This is a genomic window from Tenacibaculum sp. AWR4_210 (assembly GCF_056160945.1).
The window spans coordinates 226168-244620 of sequence record NZ_JBSWYF010000007.1 but is presented as its reverse complement, the minus strand read 5'-3'; the positions used below and the strand labels follow the sequence as shown (position 1 = coordinate 244620).

15 protein-coding genes and 1 pseudogene are annotated in these 18453 nt (G+C 28.4%); 10 read left to right on the top strand and 6 right to left on the bottom strand.

Features of this window, described 5'->3' with window-relative positions; translation table 11 throughout:
- The first annotated feature begins 246 nt into the window (after positions 1–246).
- Complete coding sequence (locus tag ACXAG7_RS14610; protein WP_476667265.1) at positions 247–1164, top strand: hypothetical protein; 918 nt, start codon at positions 247–249, stop codon at positions 1162–1164.
- Positions 1165–1296: 132 nt separating this feature from the next.
- Here the strand turns inward: ACXAG7_RS14610 and ACXAG7_RS14605 are convergent.
- A pseudogene (locus tag ACXAG7_RS14605) lies at positions 1297–1668 on the bottom strand (integrase core domain-containing protein); the annotation flags it as partial.
- On the opposite strand from ACXAG7_RS14605, the gene ACXAG7_RS14600 reads away from it, so the two are divergent.
- Positions 1606–2346, top strand: a complete 741-nt coding sequence (locus tag ACXAG7_RS14600; RefSeq protein WP_476667264.1) for a DUF3987 domain-containing protein — start codon at positions 1606–1608, stop codon at positions 2344–2346. The pseudogene ACXAG7_RS14605 and the gene ACXAG7_RS14600 sit on opposite strands and share 63 nt — an antisense overlap.
- 298 nt (positions 2347–2644) lie before the next feature.
- Positions 2645–2767: a hypothetical protein gene (locus ACXAG7_RS14595; RefSeq protein WP_476667263.1), complete on the top strand. Its 123-nt coding sequence runs from the start codon at positions 2645–2647 to the stop codon at positions 2765–2767.
- 68 nt (positions 2768–2835) lie between these two features.
- On the opposite strand, the gene ACXAG7_RS14590 is transcribed toward ACXAG7_RS14595, so the two are convergent.
- The 3 genes from ACXAG7_RS14590 to ACXAG7_RS14580 form a co-directional block, all read right to left on the bottom strand.
- Entirely contained in the window at positions 2836–4881 is a 2046-nt protein-coding gene (locus tag ACXAG7_RS14590; protein ID WP_476667262.1) for a hypothetical protein, read from the bottom strand.
- Between the two features lie 100 nt (positions 4882–4981).
- Positions 4982–6037, bottom strand: a complete 1056-nt coding sequence (locus ACXAG7_RS14585) for a DUF3800 domain-containing protein (RefSeq protein WP_476667261.1) — start codon at positions 6035–6037, stop codon at positions 4982–4984.
- An 18-nt stretch (positions 6038–6055) separates the two neighbouring features.
- Positions 6056–8395 (bottom strand): hypothetical protein, encoded by a 2340-nt coding sequence (locus ACXAG7_RS14580; RefSeq protein WP_476667260.1) that lies wholly within the window; start codon positions 8393–8395, stop codon positions 6056–6058.
- A gap of 736 nt (positions 8396–9131) precedes the next feature.
- On the opposite strand from ACXAG7_RS14580, the gene ACXAG7_RS14575 reads away from it, so the two are divergent.
- From ACXAG7_RS14575 to ACXAG7_RS14560, 4 genes are all read left to right on the top strand, one after another.
- Positions 9132–10436, top strand: a complete 1305-nt coding sequence (locus ACXAG7_RS14575) for a tyrosine-type recombinase/integrase (protein ID WP_476667259.1) — start codon at positions 9132–9134, stop codon at positions 10434–10436.
- Between the two features lie 5 nt (positions 10437–10441).
- Positions 10442–11389, top strand: coding sequence for a hypothetical protein (locus ACXAG7_RS14570; RefSeq protein ID WP_476667258.1), 948 nt, complete (start codon positions 10442–10444; stop codon positions 11387–11389).
- A gap of 62 nt (positions 11390–11451) precedes the next feature.
- Positions 11452–11787, top strand: coding sequence for a helix-turn-helix domain-containing protein (locus ACXAG7_RS14565; protein WP_476667257.1), 336 nt, complete (start codon positions 11452–11454; stop codon positions 11785–11787).
- A 3-nt stretch (positions 11788–11790) separates the two neighbouring features.
- A complete protein-coding gene (locus ACXAG7_RS14560) occupies positions 11791–12756 on the top strand; it encodes a hypothetical protein (protein WP_476667256.1) in 966 nt (321 codons plus the stop codon).
- 105 nt (positions 12757–12861) lie between these two features.
- On the opposite strand, the gene ACXAG7_RS14555 is transcribed toward ACXAG7_RS14560, so the two are convergent.
- Positions 12862–13218 carry a hypothetical protein gene (locus ACXAG7_RS14555; RefSeq protein WP_476667255.1) on the bottom strand — a complete coding sequence of 119 codons (357 nt, stop codon included), beginning with the start codon at positions 13216–13218 and terminating at the stop codon, positions 12862–12864.
- 32 nt (positions 13219–13250) lie between these two features.
- Positions 13251–14159, bottom strand: coding sequence for a hypothetical protein (locus ACXAG7_RS14550; RefSeq protein ID WP_476667254.1), 909 nt, complete (start codon positions 14157–14159; stop codon positions 13251–13253).
- A 95-nt stretch (positions 14160–14254) separates the two neighbouring features.
- Between ACXAG7_RS14550 and ACXAG7_RS14545 the strand changes: the two genes are divergently transcribed.
- The 3 genes from ACXAG7_RS14545 to ACXAG7_RS14535 all read left to right on the top strand — a co-directional run bounded on the left by ACXAG7_RS14545 (position 14255) and on the right by ACXAG7_RS14535 (position 18451).
- Positions 14255–14476: a helix-turn-helix domain-containing protein gene (locus ACXAG7_RS14545; RefSeq protein WP_476667253.1), complete on the top strand. Its 222-nt coding sequence runs from the start codon at positions 14255–14257 to the stop codon at positions 14474–14476.
- A 193-nt stretch (positions 14477–14669) separates the two neighbouring features.
- On the top strand, positions 14670–15974 hold the full coding sequence (locus ACXAG7_RS14540; protein ID WP_476667252.1) for a hypothetical protein: 1305 nt from the start codon (positions 14670–14672) through the stop codon (positions 15972–15974).
- Positions 15975–15979: 5 nt separating this feature from the next.
- On the top strand, positions 15980–18451 hold the full coding sequence (locus ACXAG7_RS14535; RefSeq protein WP_476667251.1) for an ATP-binding protein: 2472 nt from the start codon (positions 15980–15982) through the stop codon (positions 18449–18451).
- Positions 18452–18453 lie beyond the last annotated feature (2 nt).

Here is an 18453-nt window from a genome sequence, read left to right as displayed (position 1 = left end):
TTAATAAGTATCTTCTATATTTGGCGTTTTCTGAGTTGGTAGTTAGGTTAAGCGCTAGTTCTTGTCTATCGGCAGTTTTATCGGCTACTAGTTGTTACTGCTGTATTCCAAGTTGTTTCATTTTGTAACTTTAATTCCATCTATTCATTCCTGCTAGGGTTTTGGGGAACTAGCGTTTAATTTAGTGTTGATTGAAGCAGTAGTAGGTTATCAATTTTTTTTATAATATTGATACAAATATTTGTTATGAAAAATATAATTGCAAGAAGTTTACAATACAAGTTTTATGTAGCACTGCTTTGTGTATTAGGAATACTCTGTAATTTTTACAGTTGTAGTACTCTATCACATGACTATACTAATTACTATTATGAGGTACACAAATCAGATAGTCTATTTAAAGAAAAAAAGTTTGTAAAGGCATTTAGGAAACTAGATTCACTATTTAGTGTTTATGAACCGTTAAATACTTCTTCTGTTAATGAATATTTTATTTATTCGAAGCTTACTTATTTATTAAATAAGAGTAATCATAAAGAAACCATAATAAAATCTGTAACGGACTATGGTCTCAATCCTTTTTACTTTGGGCATGATAGCCTTTTATTTAAAGCATACAAAAAGGCGAAATTGTCAACAAGAAAATACAATATTTACAGAGAGAAATATCTGAATTCTATTGATTTATCACTGAGGGAAGAGATTAAAACAATGAAGGGTTTGGATCAAAAATATAGAGGTTATGATAATTCCACAGCGTCATTTTCTAAAAGAAAAAAGAGCGATACAGAGAATCAAAGAAAATTAAAAGAATTGTTTAATAAGAACATTTTTCCAAACAATAAGGTGATTGGAGATTATAGCATTGATAAAGAAAATACAGATGTAATCGTTTTGTTGCTGCACACCAATGACTCTATTCGAACAAATTTCTTTTTGCCGAGAATAAAAAAATTTGTAGAAAGTGGTAAATGTGAGCCAATTATCTATGCTGCTATGGTAGATCAGTTTAATTTATACAATGGTAAAGAACAATTTTATGGGACTTATAATATACTGAGGATAGCCAAGAAAGATTATAGGATATTTAATAAAAGAAGAAAAACAATAGGCTTACCATCCATAGAGATGGAGGTATCAAAACTAAATAAGTTGTTGAAATAAAATCTTCTGTTCAAATCAAACCTTTCAAGAATACGAAAGCTATAGTCAGTTCAATTATTCGAAAAATTAAGAGTTTTTTTATAATTTAAGTTTTTGTCTTAGTGGACTACCTAGTAAATTTGGTATAAATTCTTAAGCGACTTTTATATAGTTATTGATTTTAATTTCTAACTCTTTTTCAGCAGGTGTTTTATATTCTAAAGCAGAGTGTATTCTTTTATAATTATACCAATTTATATATTCATTGATTACTGTTTCAGCGTGCAAAAAACTTTTAAAACAATATCGATTAATACACTCATATTTTAAGGTTTTAAAGAAGGATTCTGCTACTGCATTATCCCAACAATTTCCTTTTCTACTCATACTTTGTGTTATTTTATTATTTGCATAAAATAAATTAGTCATTTGACTAGAAGCATATTGTACACCTCGATCTGAATGAAAAATATGATCTTTTGTTATTTCTCTTTGACTGCGTGCTTTCAGCCAAGTTTTATAAACTGGAGTGGCCAGCCAATTACAGTTGATAGAAAAGGGGATGAGCCAATTAGAATAGATGATACGTTTGTTGGATTGATAGGTACTTTGCAAACAAAACTACTCCCTAAACTTAAAAGCGATAATAGAGAAAATAATGGCTTTATAGAAAGAATGTTGTTTGCTCTAAATAAAGACGCAAAACCTAATTTGTGGAATGAAAATGAAATCGATAGCTCGCTTATTAATAGTTATGATAATTTTATTTATTCTCTTTATGAAGAGAGGTTGAGTAATGGTGAATCCTTTTTTGAAATGACCTTAACTGATGAGGCAAAGGCGCATTTGATAGGATGGCAAAACGCAAAACGCAATGAGTACTTTTATTCAAATTTACAGGTAAACACATCAATACAGGCGAAATATGAGGTTTATGTTTTAAGGTTTGCAATTATTTTACAGTTAATTTATGCTTATTTTAATAATAGACAGAAATTGAAAATTGATCTGTTTATAATAGAATGTGCGATAAAAGTTGCAGAGTATTTTTTTAGTAATGCAATTAAAGTTCATTCTATTATTCATAGGATAGATCCTTTAGGAAAACCAACACTGAAACAAAAACAATTGTATCAAAGTTTAAGAGATCAATTTAAAACCAAGGATCTTGTTGAGAGCTCAAAATCTAAAGAAGAACATTAATATATTGTTTGATAAGATAGAGCAAGGTAGATATAGGAAAATACACTAGGAGTTCATGCATTTCTTGCATTTCTTGCACAGTGAAAAACAAAAGTGCAAGAAGTGTAATTATAAAATATTATATTGTAAACGTCAAAATCCAGAATACTAGTATTCTAAAAACATTTTTATCAATATAGCCGGAGTTCAGAAACGGTAACGTTCTGACAGTATATTTACTTCGGTATTCTGGTACTGGACAGCTCCTGTGTGTTTTAAATTTATAATAATTATGTCACAGTCTTTAAACTTTGGAAATATGGAAAAGTCAATAAATAATAGAATAGAGGAAGCTAATAAGTTTCTTGATGAGCAAATTCAAGAATTAAAATTGGAAATTTTTCTTTTAAAGAATGATTTTGAAATAAAAACTGACTTTTAATAGGAAAAGAGGTTGTGTTTAAAAGCGCAAAAATAATTGCGCTTTTTTGTTTTAGAATTTGACAAAGTTTAGTCTTCTAATTCTTTAATCTTATCTCTAAAGTTTTTATTAGTTAAAACTTTATTAATTAGATTTTGTATGTTCTCATCTTTGGTCAGCGCTTTGACTTTTAGTTTTTTGTTTTCTTTAGGTTTTATATTAGCTAATATATTTAACTCGTCTTTATGTGACATAAATGGATCAAATAATTTATGAAAAGCTCTTCCAATTACCCCTTGAAACATTATTAGGTTAGGACGTTCTTCGATGGCTTTGCTATTTTTAAGGATGTGTTTTATGGCTATACCAGGATAAGGGTCGATGTAGTAAATATTTTTAACTCCAAGTTGAAAGGCTTTCTTAGAGCAAAGTTCGCATGGACTTGCAGTCGTAAATAGATTCCCGTTTTTAAGACCTTGACCACCATATTTTGTTATCTGCATCATAGCATTTTCTTCTGCATGCAAAGATCTGGTATGAACTTGGTTTTTTTTTCCTTCAAAAGCATTGTGAAATGTTTTGAAACAAAAAGAGCACTGTCTCCCTTCAATTTTTTCTAAATCTATATTTTCAAACTCTTCTGTAATTTTTGTTTTAAAAGTTTTTTTGTCATCATAATCACTTTTTTCTAACCCTTTTTCAAAATCACTAAAATGATTGCTATTTAATCCATTAATCAAATCTTGAGCACTTCTTAAATTACATGGTATTTGCATTCTTGGAATATCATTCCACCCAATTGCTTTGATAGAGTAACTAGGGTCTGTAACGACTGCTCCTACTTGGCGAGAAATGCAGCCTGAGTTAGATTTAGCATTATAAGCTACTTGCATTGATCTTTCAAATGCTGTTGGAGTAATTATCCCTGGTCTATTAACTAAAGCAACCAATTTTGCTAGTTGTATTGTTAAGTTTAAATTAGAATAACCGTGTAGTTCTGCTTTTAGTTTTTCTTTTATATTAATTGGACATTTATCATCGATTTCTATTTCATAATTGTGAAATGAAATTTCTTTGGAGGAAGCGTAATTTGAAAAGAAGATATGGTAATCGCTTTTTTGTATGCAATTCTCAATGTCAGCATTTAAAAACTCTCCATTATTTACGTCTTTTCCTTTGTATTCTTCAGAGCTTAGAATTAGAGTTTGTTTAGTGTGAAACTCTTGTTGTGTATTATCATAGTTATTAAAATTTAATTTAATATAAGATTTAATGTATTCCTCTCTTTCTGTTTCTGGTTTGTTTGTAGCTACGGAGTAAAATGCGGCATACTTTTCCTTGAAATACATTAATTCTAAAGAGTTTTTTAAAGAGTCAATTATGATTTTTGTTTTGTTATTTTGAGCTTTCCAGTTTTTTATAATTCTGTTAACTGTTTCAGCAACAGTGTAGATGTTGTTAACATTTGAGTTTATTGATTCTTTTGTTTCGACAGTTCCAAAAGCTCTAAGGCTATGTGCTAAATCGTGGATAAATCTCGTGCTTTTTGTAAAGTCATATTTGTTAATAATCTTGAAAAAATCTTTGGCAAATTCTTCAAAAGAATTGAAATAATAATTATAAAAATCAATGCATTCTTTTTTGTTTTTAAGACACTCTTTTAAGGTTTTACAGGTTAAATTATTTTTAGGGTAGTCTAACCATTTGTCGTGATTTTTATTTAGGTATTCTCTTATTTTTTTTTCGAGTTTTTGGTCTTCAGATATATCAAATCTATTTGTAAAGTGAGCTTTTTTCGAGTTGCCATTTTGAAATATGATTTTTAAAATATTTTCAATAGCTTCATTTAGATTTTTAATGCTCAAGGTGCTTTCATAGATTAAATGAAGCAAAAGAACATCGTTATAGTTGATAACTTTAAAATTAGACCAGTTGTTGGGGTTTGATAAATAATTAATGCAGACGTTTAATTTTAATTGATCAGTGTTGGATGTTTCTGATATTTTCAATTCTTTTATTTCATCTATAAAGTCTTTGCTTGATAGTTTTTGAGCAATTTGTGAGCAACCTGCTCCTGTCTTTCCAGTTAGACCGATTATAGTAAAGTTTTTTCGTAAAGAGTATAAGGTGTCCATGTTCTTTGTTTGGGTGTTCAGTTTATATAGTCAATTTTACTTATATATTGAGGAATCAAATTGTGGTGTATCATAGTTGTTATGAAGTTGTTTTGCTTTCTTATGTTGCTTGGTTAACAAGAAAGTCTAAGATGTTGTTTCCTTTGGAGTTTTGCATGTTGATTGATTCTGGAGTAAAATTGGGTTCAGGCCAGACAGAATGACAATTAGTTAAGTTTATAAGTTTTGATTTGTTTATTTCATCGACAAATTTTTGTTGTTTTCTATTAGTGTTGTTGAATTTAAAGGCTATTGAACTGGCAATTAAATCAGCGAATTGTAAGTTTATTTGAGATTTAGAATCTTCTAAAGTTAGATTGTTAATCTGTGTTGGGAAAATCATTGTTTTTGTTCCATAACCAACTTCTTGAGTGTCAACATTCAGGTTTGCCACATAGTCGATGTATTCTTTATAATGTTCTATTTGTTTAGAGTTGTCAAATATTACGTCAAACTTGTTTTGGGTTTGTTTGTACCAGAGAGTGCATAGGCATAAAAAAGTTGATAGTGTTACGTCAATAGTATATTTAGTTGCGTTTTCAAGAATGCTTTCTATTTCTTTTTTGCTTTCTAATATTGGAGTAAATAATAGTTCGGATTGTTTTTTGTTTATTTTTTTTGAAAATTCAGTGGTTATATTATAGAAATCCTTAATTGATGAGTCGTTTTTCTCTCTAATCATTTTAATAAATGCTATAAGAAGTTTATTGAAGTCATCATTGTTCCAGATACATTCTCCAAAATAATACATAAAGTTGCTATAAATAATGTTTCTACCATCCTTGTATAAGTCAATTCCTTTGTTGTATAAAATAGGTTCGATCAGTTGGTCAACAATCTGGGAGACAGCTATGAATTTTTTATGATTAAATGAAATTATTATGTTTTGTTCGTTGATTAACTCATGGTTTAAAAATTGAATGATTTTTTCTCTTCCTTTTGAGCTGTTTTTTAAATTTTTAAAATGGATTTCATTATCTAGGTCAAATATTTTAGAAAGCTCATCAGATTGGCTTTTTGTGAAATTAACGGATGAAAGGACGAAAACTTTTTGATCTTTGTTTAATAAATCTTGACCTGTGTTTCCTGCTTCATCAAAGAAGATTGTATTGTTCATTTTTATGATTTTAATTCGTTATTGATCTAAACTATCAAAAAGATTAGTGTTTAAGTTTCCTGCCATTACTGAGTATGGGTAATTTTCTGAATTCATGTTATAACCCATTATTAAAAAACCTCTAATATTTTTTTGTTTTTCTATATCGTATACAATGTTATTGATAATTGAATTTCTTGTTTCTGTGTTAATGTTTATATAAGGGTACCCAACTAGAATGTATTCTCTTCTTTTGGGACCAAAATTCATAGTTACGTAATTGTGCTTTTGTTTACATTTCCCTTTACGAATCATAGTTTTTAATTTTTTTAAATTTGTTTCGAACTTTCTCTGATCTTCAATGGGAAGGTTTAATAGTATATATGAAGATGCAAGCCAATTATTTGAAGTTAGCTCCAGTCTTTTTAATATATCTGTCCAGTACTTGGTTTTTTTTAATTGAGGTTTTTTGACCGTTTTATTTCTGTGAGTTCCTATAAAGTAAGGGTCGATTTCTTTTGATTTTAAGGTTAGGTTGATGTATAAGTCTTTTTCAAATTCAGCTTCACCTATATTAAACCCGTTATCTAGATAAAAGCCAAATAAATCCATTTCATCTCCTTGAAAATTTATATGTGCTTCAAACTCTCTTCTTCTTGATAAATAGTGTATTTTTTCTGCTTGTGTGGATAGTATTTCAAATATGTTTTCTAGATCAGTATAACTAATTGATGGGGCTAGTTCTTCAAGTTTGTGTGAAATTATATTTGCAGAAATTAACTTTTTTAAATTACAGCCTATCGCTCCTAGGTTAGAAAGAGTGATACCTAAAGGAATGTAGTATTTTATTTTAGAACTATCGATACTGTTTTTTTTACCAGATTTAGTTTTAAATATATGTTTCTTAGGGTTTTGTTTTAAAAAATTTTGAAAACGAATAGCTTGTTCGGATGGTTCTACAACAAGTTTTTTAATTGTATCAATTAAACGGGCGGGAGTGCCTCTTTTTGCTTTGGAAGAGATGCTTCCAGATTTGCATTCGATTATTATAGCAAATTCTTCTAATAATAAGATAAGGTCATTTTCGTAAATTTTATCTTCATCATTTTTACTCCATTGACTACCAGAGAATATTTGAGCTTTTGGAAAAGCTTTTGTAAATAGCTTTTCAACTTTTTCCTCAAGATATTTACCTTTGTTTTTATTGTATTTGCTAAGAGACTTGGCGGTTTGTGGAATAAATGATTCTATTATGTCGAGAGATGTGTGGCTCAACATATGTGGTACAGCTGAAAAATAATTACCATCGTTTAAATTTATAAAAGGTTTTGAGTGAATTGGGTTGTTTAAGAATATATGATCTTTGTTTGTTTCTGATAATTCTCCAAACTGATGACTTAATTGATTTAGTATATTGTTTATCTCGAATTTAGTTATTTTTTTATCGAAATAATTGTATATGTCATCAACGTTATGGGTATAAATATCTTGAAGGTAATAGTCAGAATGTGCTAAAAATGCAACTTTTAAATTTTGTAAATTCTTATCAACATGATTCCAGATTTTTTCTCTTTGCTCTTTGTTGCTTTTGAAAACTTTTGGAAATGATTTTTCGTATTTATCGAAAGCATCATTGAAGTTCTTAGATGTTATGAATGAACGTGTTTTTCTTAAATGTGTGTTTAACTTGTTTTCTGTTAATGATACTATTCCAGATATTATTTTTAATAGGTTGGATAGTTTAAATTCTATTGATTTGGAAATAATGGGGGTAGCAAGATCAATTAGTTCATAGGTAATGTTTTCCATTTGATGAATATAAGCCCAGTTTCGAACAGCAAGAGTATGTGCCATCATTTCTGCTCTTAATGTAATAGAACCAAAATCGTCTTTGTTTTTAGCATTTTCGGCTAATGCAAAGTATGAGTGCATTTGCGATTTGTTTAATTGTTTGATTGTGGTTACAAAATCATCAATACTTTCATTTAAAGGTTTTTTTGATATTGTTTGTGTTTTGAAAAGCGATAAACACTGTAATATTTCAAGGAAAAATGGAGGGAAATCTAGTTGACCATCGATGGCTTCTTTGTCTATTCCTTCTTCCTCGCTAACAAAATAATATGCGCAAAAAGAGCAGAGGTATAAAGGATCGTATTCATTAATATAGTTAGTTAAGTTTTTATAAGCTTCTTCATATTTGATTTTAGAGTTTTTTCCAAGTTCGACAATAGCTTTTAGTCTTTGTTCAAATGGAATATCATTCAGTATTGGGCTTTCTAGTTTGAAAAGTTTTTGTTTTACAACTTTATATGGGGTGTAATTTCTTCTTTGTGTTTTCTTTTTTTTTACTTTTTTCTTTCTTTTACGACTCTTAGGCATTTTTTAAATTTTGTTGTGTTAGTATTGTTAGGTGGATCTATGTCATATTTTTTAAGGCAAAGGTAAACTTAATGAAAAAGGAAATTTGATTGTTGAGGAAAACCGTAAAAGAAGTATGGTTTTACCATTGTAGTTAAGCTTTTGATTGAAAAGAAATTTATGAGGTGATTGTTATTAAGTTAAAACGTAATAGTTGTTGCAACAGAACAACAAAGGTTTAAGAGGTTTGAATCCTTATAATAATGGGGTGTTTGAAAGATGTGCAACAGTTTTGCAACAAAAGCGCAACAAAAACGCAACAGTTGTTGCAACAGACCAACATTGAGTTAAGAGGGATTAATCTTTGTAAAATGGTGGCTGGAAGATGTGTAGTAGTTGTTGATGATATTAGGAACGGAATAAAGTTTAAAAAAATAGTTTTTCAACTAAATCAGTTAATTTAAGTAAGAGAAAAAATAAAAATATTGACTCAAATACTGACACATAAAATAATTAATAAAAGCAAAAAACCTCATAATCAATAGATTACAAGGTTTAAAGGTGGTCCCACATGGACTGTAATTTTATGTTTGCTAATGAATAAGGATAAACAAAAATAAACATTAAATCTCTTTATTTAATTGGTTTAAACAGGTAGTTTGTGTTTTTTGATGTTTTTTTGGAATTATATTTATTTATTAAATGTTTGTACAAATGTTGTTACGTTTGTATATTTATGTAACAAAACAAAGTTTCTATGAAGCATACAAAAAGAACGAGAGGTACTGTAAGTTTTTATTTAAGAAGTTCATCAAAAGAAGAAAAACCAATTAGTTTAAGTTATTCTTATGGTAGAGGCAAAAGATTTGTTTATGCAATAGGTCATTCGGTTAATCCTAAATATTGGAACAATCAGACAAAAAAAGTAAAGAATGTTGTAGCTGTAGTTAATTCTATGGCAATAAGAGATTTGATGAGAGACTTGGAGTCGGAAGTTAATGGTTTTGTAGCTGATTGTGACTCTAAGCAAATTGAAATTACTAATGACTTGTTAAGGTCACACTTAGATGTTTTTACTAGAAAGAAAGTTCTTGACAAACCAAAAGTAATTGATAAAAGTTTTACTTCATATATAAAAAGGTTTATTGATAGAAAGGAAAAAGAGTTAGGTAAGGGAGGGGTTATTAATAAATATAAACAGGTTCTTAGTCAGCTCGAAGATTTTGAAAAAGAAATGAGTTATAAACTTAGTTTTGATAATGTTGATTTAGAGTTTTATTCAGAATTTGTAGAGTATTTGTTTTATAAACCACATATGAGAGGGATAGGATATGCAGTTAATACAATAGGAGGGTTTATAAAAAGGATAAAGACTTTCATGAGTGAGTCTGCTGACGAAGAATTACATACTAATTTAAAGTATAGGAAATTTAAAGTTATGGAAGAGGATGTAGTAGCGATTTACCTGAGTAAAGAAGAGTTGAAAAAAATGTATGATTTTGATTTGAGTGATAAACCTAAGTTACAATTAGCAAGAGATATTTTTTTAGTTGGTTGTGAAATGGGTCAAAGAATAAGTGATTATCATAATCTTCAAGAGCATTCTGTTGTTAGGATAAATGAAGAGGAGTATTTTAAAATAAAGCAGAAAAAAACTGAAAAAGAAGTGCATTGTAAAATTACACCTGCTATTAAAGAAATAGTAAAGAGTAGATATGGCAACAAAATGCCTAATAAAATAACCCATCAGAAATTAAATGAAGATATAAAAGAAGTTGGTAGGTTAGTAGGGATAAATGAAAAGATTAAGATTGAACGAAAAAAAGCAGATGGAAAAGAAGTAAAGTATGTACCAAAATTTAAGCTCATAATGGGTCATACAGCTAGAAGAACTTTTTGTACTCTAAAGTATAAGGAGGGGATGCCGATACACGATATTATGCAGTTAAGTGGTCATACTACAGTTAAAGAGTTTATGAAATATATACGTAACCCTCAAGAGGAAAGAATTGCTCAAATAACAAGTACTGATGCTTTCAAGAATTCTAGTATATTGGTCTAATATTTATGAGTCTAGAAATTAACATCCCATTATATTCAAAATTAGAACTTCTAGAAAATGAGTTTTTAGGATTTCAAGTAGAGCCAAAAACTTTTTTCGAAAGAGTATATTATGAGCTTATTCAAGATGATATTGTTGAAGTTTATAGGAACAGAGATAAATCGAAAATAATTGAAACTGATAATCTGATTTCTAGTATTAATTATGATGAGTTTGATGCTGAAAGTTTTAGTAGTTTAATTTTTGATTATCAAAAATGGTTATTAGAAGAAAAAATACCTGAAGCGATTAGTTTAGTAGATAGCTATATAGCAAAAGAAGGAGAAGATATTAGTCTTAAAAAGTTTGTTTTAAGGACTTTTATAAATAAGTTGGTAGAATGCTTAGATGAATTAAATAAAATAGAGCAGGAGAGCTTAAATAAAAGCCAGAGAAATATTTTAAACGTTTTTATTGAGGGGTATAATTTTTTGTTAGAAAGATTAAATCATCAAAAATATAGTTTTCTAAAACTGCAAATTGAAGATGATGTAACCAAAGAGAATCAAAGTGTTTTGCCAGATATAAAAAGCACAGGTTTTTATAAAGAGTTATTGAATCTGGGTTTTGTTGAAGTATTGAGAAATAAGTATAGAAACTCAGATAAAATTATAGCTACTTTAGGAAGGAGTATGGACTATGGAGGATATAATATAAGTATTCAGACTCAATATTATACTTTTTGTCATTTAATAGGGTTTATAGAACATTTAGAAAATAAGTTCTACAACAATTCTTCACTAATAGGAAAAACGTTATGTAAAATATCGTCATTTCCTGATACTTCAAAAAACAACTTCAAAAGATACTACGAAGCGAGGTTGAATCCAAACCATAACGCAAGGCATTATGCTTTAAAAGAGGTTAATATTTCTTTTGTTGAAGAAATTTTACATAAGCTTACAAAAAAGTAACCTCCCCAACTTCCCCAATTTCCCACTTCTGATATTTGTAGAAATTATTAATAACATATACTATGAATAAACAGATTACATTAAAACATACCATTAATAACATGGTGTTTCAGTTAATTGAAATGTTAGCTGATAAGGTAGCCCACAGAGTAGTGGAGAAATTAAAAGGAAGTGAAACGATTTTTGCTAAAACTATAGAGGTTGAAGCAAAAACGGTTGGAGAAGAAAACCCACAGGAATTGCTGTCAATTCAAGAGGTTTGTGAAATTTTAAAAGTTAAAAGACCAACTTTATATAGTTGGAGAGCTAAGGGTGTTTTAGAGCCTGATACACGCATAGGTAGATCTCCAAGGTATTATAGGTCTTCTATAGAAAAGTATGTTAATTTAAAGAAGTAAGCTATGGTAGATTATTTTAAAGTAAGATTGTTGAATAAACAATTAATGGAAAAGAACTTTGAAAATAAAGAGAAAGATTTCAAAGTTCAAAGTAAGTATAATTATACTCTGGGAATTAGAGAGGCGTATCCTTTAAATTCAAGAAAAGAGAATCTATATATAAAAGTAACTAGATGTTACGGAAGTGTAGAGAATTCTATTCACAAGTATTATAATAGTAAAATGGGGAATGGGAATCATAATTTTAATGATTTTAATTTCTGTGATATTCAATTTACGTTAGATGAAATTGAGCGTGAAATATCATACCCTTTAAGTGAAACGTTAATTACAAACTTAGAGTTTGGATTCAATATTGAATTAAATATTACACCTGCGGAGTTTTTAGAAAGATTTGTTTTAATGCATAATTTTAAAGAACCATGTTATGCTCCTAAAAATGATGAAGGTAAAAAGATAAAGAAGTTTCAGTATAAAGAATATGAAATAAAAATATATGATAAATCTTTAAATTTTGCCAGACAAAAAGAGTTTGAAATGGAGTTAAAAGATAAGAATATTTTAAGGGTTGAAGTGAAGTATACTTCAAAGAAACAACTTCAGAAAATGGGGATTTTTAATTTAGAAGACCTTCGAGACCCAAATGTGTATTTGGCTTTGATGAAAGATTTTTTGAATAAGTTTGACAAGTTTCAAATTATAGATTCTTATTGTGGAGAAGTCTGGATGAATAAAAAAGAAGTAAGACAGATAACCAATTATACTCATCCTAGTTATTGGGTCTCGCTAAAAGGGAGTAAATCTAAAAATACATCTTGTTATCACAAGAAACAGTATGATAAGATTGTTGAAAAATACAATTTAGATACATGGAAGAGTGAATTAAGAGAAGATATTATTGAAAAGTTTAATCTTCTAATGAATTCTGATTGTAATAGAAGCAGTGTTAGCCTTTTTAATGTTGCTTAATTGGGATATTTATGGTATTGTAATGAGTGAAATAATCACAAATTTTTAAATTATGGGATTTTCAATATAAGAGCTAGAAAAATGAGATTCTAGCTCTTTTTTATTTTATTTATCAAATGGGTTTTTATCATTTTTCATAATCACAGTGCCCATTCTTTTGTATTTCATTTTTTTTCCTTCGACACATAGAATATAAATACCATTGCCAGCTTGTTCTTCCATTTTTAATAAAATTACTTTTTTGATATCACAATCATTATCAATAGAAACATGAGATTTTATTTCTTTAAGTGAAGGGAACGCTCCTTGGTTGAATTTATTCATTCTTTTAGCCCATTTTTTCATTTTTTTAGTGCGTTCAGGCTCTTTAAAGTTTGATTGAATAACACAATCGGATTTTGTCTTTTGACTATAGGATAAACTAGTAATGCCAAGAAAGACTAGTAAAAACAATTTTTTCATTTTTAAAGTTTATGGTTAATAATTCAGTTAGTTTAATTAAAATACTTTACTCCTTTAATGTTTTTATGTAATTCACCAAAGTCATTAATTTCATCAATAGCTTTTGTGACTGTTATATAATCTTCGTCTTTATCTACTCTGATGTTAAATTTGTCACAAACAAACAGAAAACCATAATATTTCGGAGGAAGTACTTTTTTTATAAGAAGTTCTATAATATTGTCTTCACTTTCTATAGTTATAAAACCATTTCCGAAAGTAATTTTTGATTGAATTTCCTTAATTGAGTCTATAGGTTCTCCATTGTCTATATTCTGTCTTTTAGAAAACTCTCTAATAGTTGGTGGGAATATTTCATAGTGATTTTTATTTCTCTCTTGATGTAAGGTTTTTCCTGTTATTTTAGAAGATTTAGGTAAGGTTAAACTCCAGTAAAGAAATACACTAATCAAAGTAATTATTAATCCCCATTTGATGAAATTCAATAGAGGGTTATTTTTATCGTCAGTTGGATAGTTTTTATTATGGTTTTTATGTTTATTAAGTGAATTAGTATTCTTTTTATTTACGAATGTGGTTGTATTTAGTCGATTATCTTTTAAATTTTCTATTAAATCTCCTACACTTTGCTTTTCTATTTGTTGTTTGTCATAAAATGAGAGGTTTGAGTTTGGAGCAATTGGTTTATTATAGCTAGAATCTATGTTAAATTTATCAGAAATTGATTTGTTGTTTTTTAGACTGATATCTCCAAAATCAGTTGATATAGTAGCTGTATTTTCTTTGATATATGAAGGAGTAACCTTTATGTCTTGATGTATTGGTGTGCCCGTATTTTTGTAGTATTCAAAAACTTTTTTATCGTTTTGAGATTGGATATTTAATCCTGTTATTAATAGAAAAACAAAAATTAATAATTTTAAAGCATTACCTTTTTTCATGTCAAATTTATCTTAGATATTGTACATAAGGCAAATATAAAAATAATGACCAAATAGTCATTAATATTTTTACTCTAAAAAATGACCTTGCTGTCATGGACAATAAAGAAGAAAAGGCTATCCTAACTTCGTTAGCCAAGAGAGTAAAAGAATTAAGAAATCAAAAAGGAGTAACTCAGGAACAAGCCTATAACGATACAGGAATTCATTTTGGGAGAATAGAGCAAGGAAGAAGAGACGCATCCTTTATAACATTGAATAAAATTTGTTCTTATTTTGAAGTCAGCTTACATGAATTTTTTAAAAGAGGTTTTTGATATATCAAATAAAGCCCCTCTATAAAGCATTGGAATTTCTACCAGTTTTGAGCTGTTTTTTTAACAAACTAATTTAACTAGTAGAGTATTATAAGAAAAATTAAAAACATGGATTAACTTTATCAAAAGATATAAGCTTAAATTTGCAATAAAGATTTAAGCTATTTACTTTTAAAGACTAATTCTCTCATTGATGAGTAATAATATATTTGAATCTCTAATAAAAATTGATAGTTCTGTATTAAACGGTGTTAATTATAATAATAGAGATTACGCAAGAAAAATAATAAACTATCCAGCAATGATGGTTCCTTCTGTGCAGGAATCTATCATTGAGACTATTATAAAAGACCTTCCTAATCATGTGGAAATGATAGACCCTTTTATGGGGGCTTCTAATGCTTTGGTCACAGGAATGAGTTATGGGGCTTCAGTATTTGGTCAAGATATAAATCCTTTATCCGTATTGATAAGTCAAGTGAAGACTTTTGTTTATTCAAGTGAGTTAAATGAAGACTATGAAATTATAATAAGGAAAATTGATAATGATACTTCTTTTGAAGTAGATGTTAACTTTAAAAATATTAATAAGTGGTTTAAAGATGAAGTTCAAATTGAATTATCAAAAATAAGAAGAGCCATTTTGAGTATTGAAAATAAATTTCATAGAAAGTTTTTTTGGGTAGCATTAGCTGAAACAATTAGGTTGACAAGCAATGATAGAACTTCTACTTTTAAAATGCATGTTAGAGAGGCTAAAGAAATAGAGAACAGAAAACTTTCACCGATAAAGTATTTCAATAAGATTTGTGATAGAAGTATCCAAGATATATTTAATCTGAAAAGCAATTTAGAGCTAAAAGGATTATTGGAGAATGGTTTATATAAACAAGAGGTTGATGTAAACTGGGGAGATTCTAAGATTGAATTGAAAACAGATAAAAGGTTTAATTTATTGGTAAGTTCACCTCCTTATGGGGATAATCACACAACAGTAACCTATGGTCAGTTTTCATATCTGCCTCTTCAATGGATACCAACAGAAGATATAGATGAAAATATATCTATAGACTATTTGAATGTTATTCAGGAGATTGATTCGAATAGTTTAGGAGGTAGATTACCTGAAGAGTTATTTAATGTAGAGAAAAAGATGTTTGATAAGTCACGAACATTGAAAGCTTTTTTTAAGGGATTTAATACTGAAGAAAGAAAGAGAGCTAGAAAAGTAACTTCTTTTATCAATGATTTGGATGTGACAATTGATAATTCTTTATCAAAAATGAATGAGGACTCCTATCTTGTGTGGACTGTAGGTAACAGAAGTGTAAATAAAAAAGAGGTTGAAAATGACAGGATATTAATTGAATTGTTTGAAAGTAAGGGTATTGAACTTTTTATTGATTTAGAAAGAGATATCTTAAGTAAAAGAATGCCTGTAAGAAACAATTTTTCAAATACAATGAACAAAGAAAAGATATTGATATTCAAGATATAAAAGGTATGAATAAAGAGTTTAAGTTTGATATTACTCCACATATCGTAAAACAGCTTGGAGAAGAATTAGTTCCAGATGAAGTTACAGCTTTGATGGAATTGATAAAGAATTCATATGATGCAGATGCCTCATATGTGTCTATTGAAATAAACTCAATGAATGAGCTTTATTCTGAAGATTTATTTTATAAAGAGAAAAAGGGATATATAGTTGTTGAAGACGATGGGGTAGGTATGGATGAAAAGACTATAATTGATTCGTGGTTAGTTATTTCGGCTTCTAAGAAAAGAGAATTTAAACAAGCAGAAAAAAAAACAAAGAAAAATAGGACACCATTAGGAGATAAAGGTTTGGGGAGATTAAGTACCCAGAGATTGGCAGATGCTTGTGAGTTTTACACAAAAAAAGAAAATGCTGAAGGGGTGCACTTGGGATTCAATTGGAAGGATTTTGAGAAATTTACAAAGTTGAGTAAGGTTACTGTTTATAACGAACCATTTTTAACCAAAAATAAAGGAACTAAAATTGTTCTTTCAGGATTGAGAGATCATTCAGTTTGGAAAGGTGTGAATTTAGAAAGGTTTAAGGCTCAAATTGTTCAATTGATTTCTCCATATAATGAAAATAAGAAATATCCTTTTAATGTTTATTTAAAAATTAATAATGAAGTTGTTAACTTAAAAGAAACACAACTAGCTTTAGATGATTTAGCTATTTCTAGCTATTCTTTTAAACTTGAAGATGAAAAGCTAGTTGTTGAAGGGAAAACTAAACTAGAAAAATTTCTTGGGCAAAATGAGAAAAGAGACAATTATTATGAGTATTTATTGCCAGATAATGGAAAGAAGTTTACAGAGTATGTTCTTTCTAAAAAAAATAGGAGCTATATAAAAAAGGCATCAGCTAATAATTATATTTTCTCATTTAAAAAGGTTTTTGATTTATCTGAAATATCTGAACTTCATTATATAGATGGAGAGGTAGCTAATCCTGGTTTTTTTGAAGGCTGTATAAATGATTTTCTATTAGATAATTGGTTAGATGGAGATGAAAGGATAAAGAATGTTTTTGATAATATAAAAAACTATAAAGCATTTGCATTAAATCAATTAGGGGTTAAAATATATAGGAATGGTTTTGCTGTGTTACCTTATGGTTTTGAGCAAAGTTTAGATTGGATGAAGTTAGGAGATGATAAAACCTTAGGTAAATCTTTCTATTCTTTAAGACCTAGTAATGTTATAGGTTATTTTTTGATAGACGAAGGTGTAAATAAAAATTTAAAAGATAAGACAGATAGGCAAGGTTTTATAAGTAACCCTTATTCAGATAATTTTATGTTTTTATCATTTTTTATAAGGGATACTATTAATTCTTATTTGAATGATGTAAGGAGAGATTATAATGCCTTTTTAAGAGAGTTTAAAACTGAAAAAAGTTCTATTAAAACACAATATCAGGCTCTTAAAACTGGTAAGTCAATAGCAAAAGAAGCAATAGAAAATACTAATAAAAGTAAGGAAGCTATAGTGGCTTTAAAAAATAGTAAGGAGGAGCTATCTAAAATTAAAAAAGAACATTCTCCCGAAAGTCTTTTGTCTACACCTGAGACTATTAAAATAGCTAAATCAATAGAAAGAATTTTAATTGATATTGAAAAATCAGAAATGGCTTTAAGAGAAGCTAGTTCAATTATTAGTAAGACGGAAAAAATAAAAGATGTACTTGATATTCTTGAGCCAAAAATTGAAATTTTAGAAGAACAATTAGATAATTTTTCTGAATTAGCAGGTCTTGGTTTAACAGCTGAAGCTGTAAGCCATGAGTTTGCGACTATAGCAGAAAGATTAGATGAAAGGTCTATGTTTTATAGTCGAAAACTAAAGAGTAATAAACTTACGGAATCTGATATTTTTGTTTTAATAGAATATATAAATTCTACAGTCAATGGATTGAAAGTCCAATTGAAGCATTTAGACCCTTCATTAAAATATAATAAAGAGAAAAGACATTTAATAAAGTTGAGCGAATACTTCAAAGGAGAGGAAGAATATTATAAAACAAGATTTTCAAAAAATGATATAGAGCTTAGGGTTGATGTAAAAGAGGATTTCACAATTAAAATGAATAAGGGAAAACTGACTCAGGTTATTGATAATCTATTGAATAACTCAGAATATTGGTTAAAAGAGAAACAGTCAAAGGATAAGGCTTTTAATGCAAGAATAAACATTTCTATAAACAAGCCTTGGGTGTCAGTTTATGACAACGGAGAAGGTGTGGCTAAATCAATAGAGAATCAGATATTTGAACCTTTTTCAACAATGAAGCCAAAGTCTAAAGGTCGAGGATTAGGGCTCTTTATTACTCAACAATTATTAGATTCTTCAGGTTCAACTATTGTATTAGAACCTAAAAGAAATGACAATAATAAAAAATACATTTTTTCTATCAACTTTAATACCATTCTAGATTAACT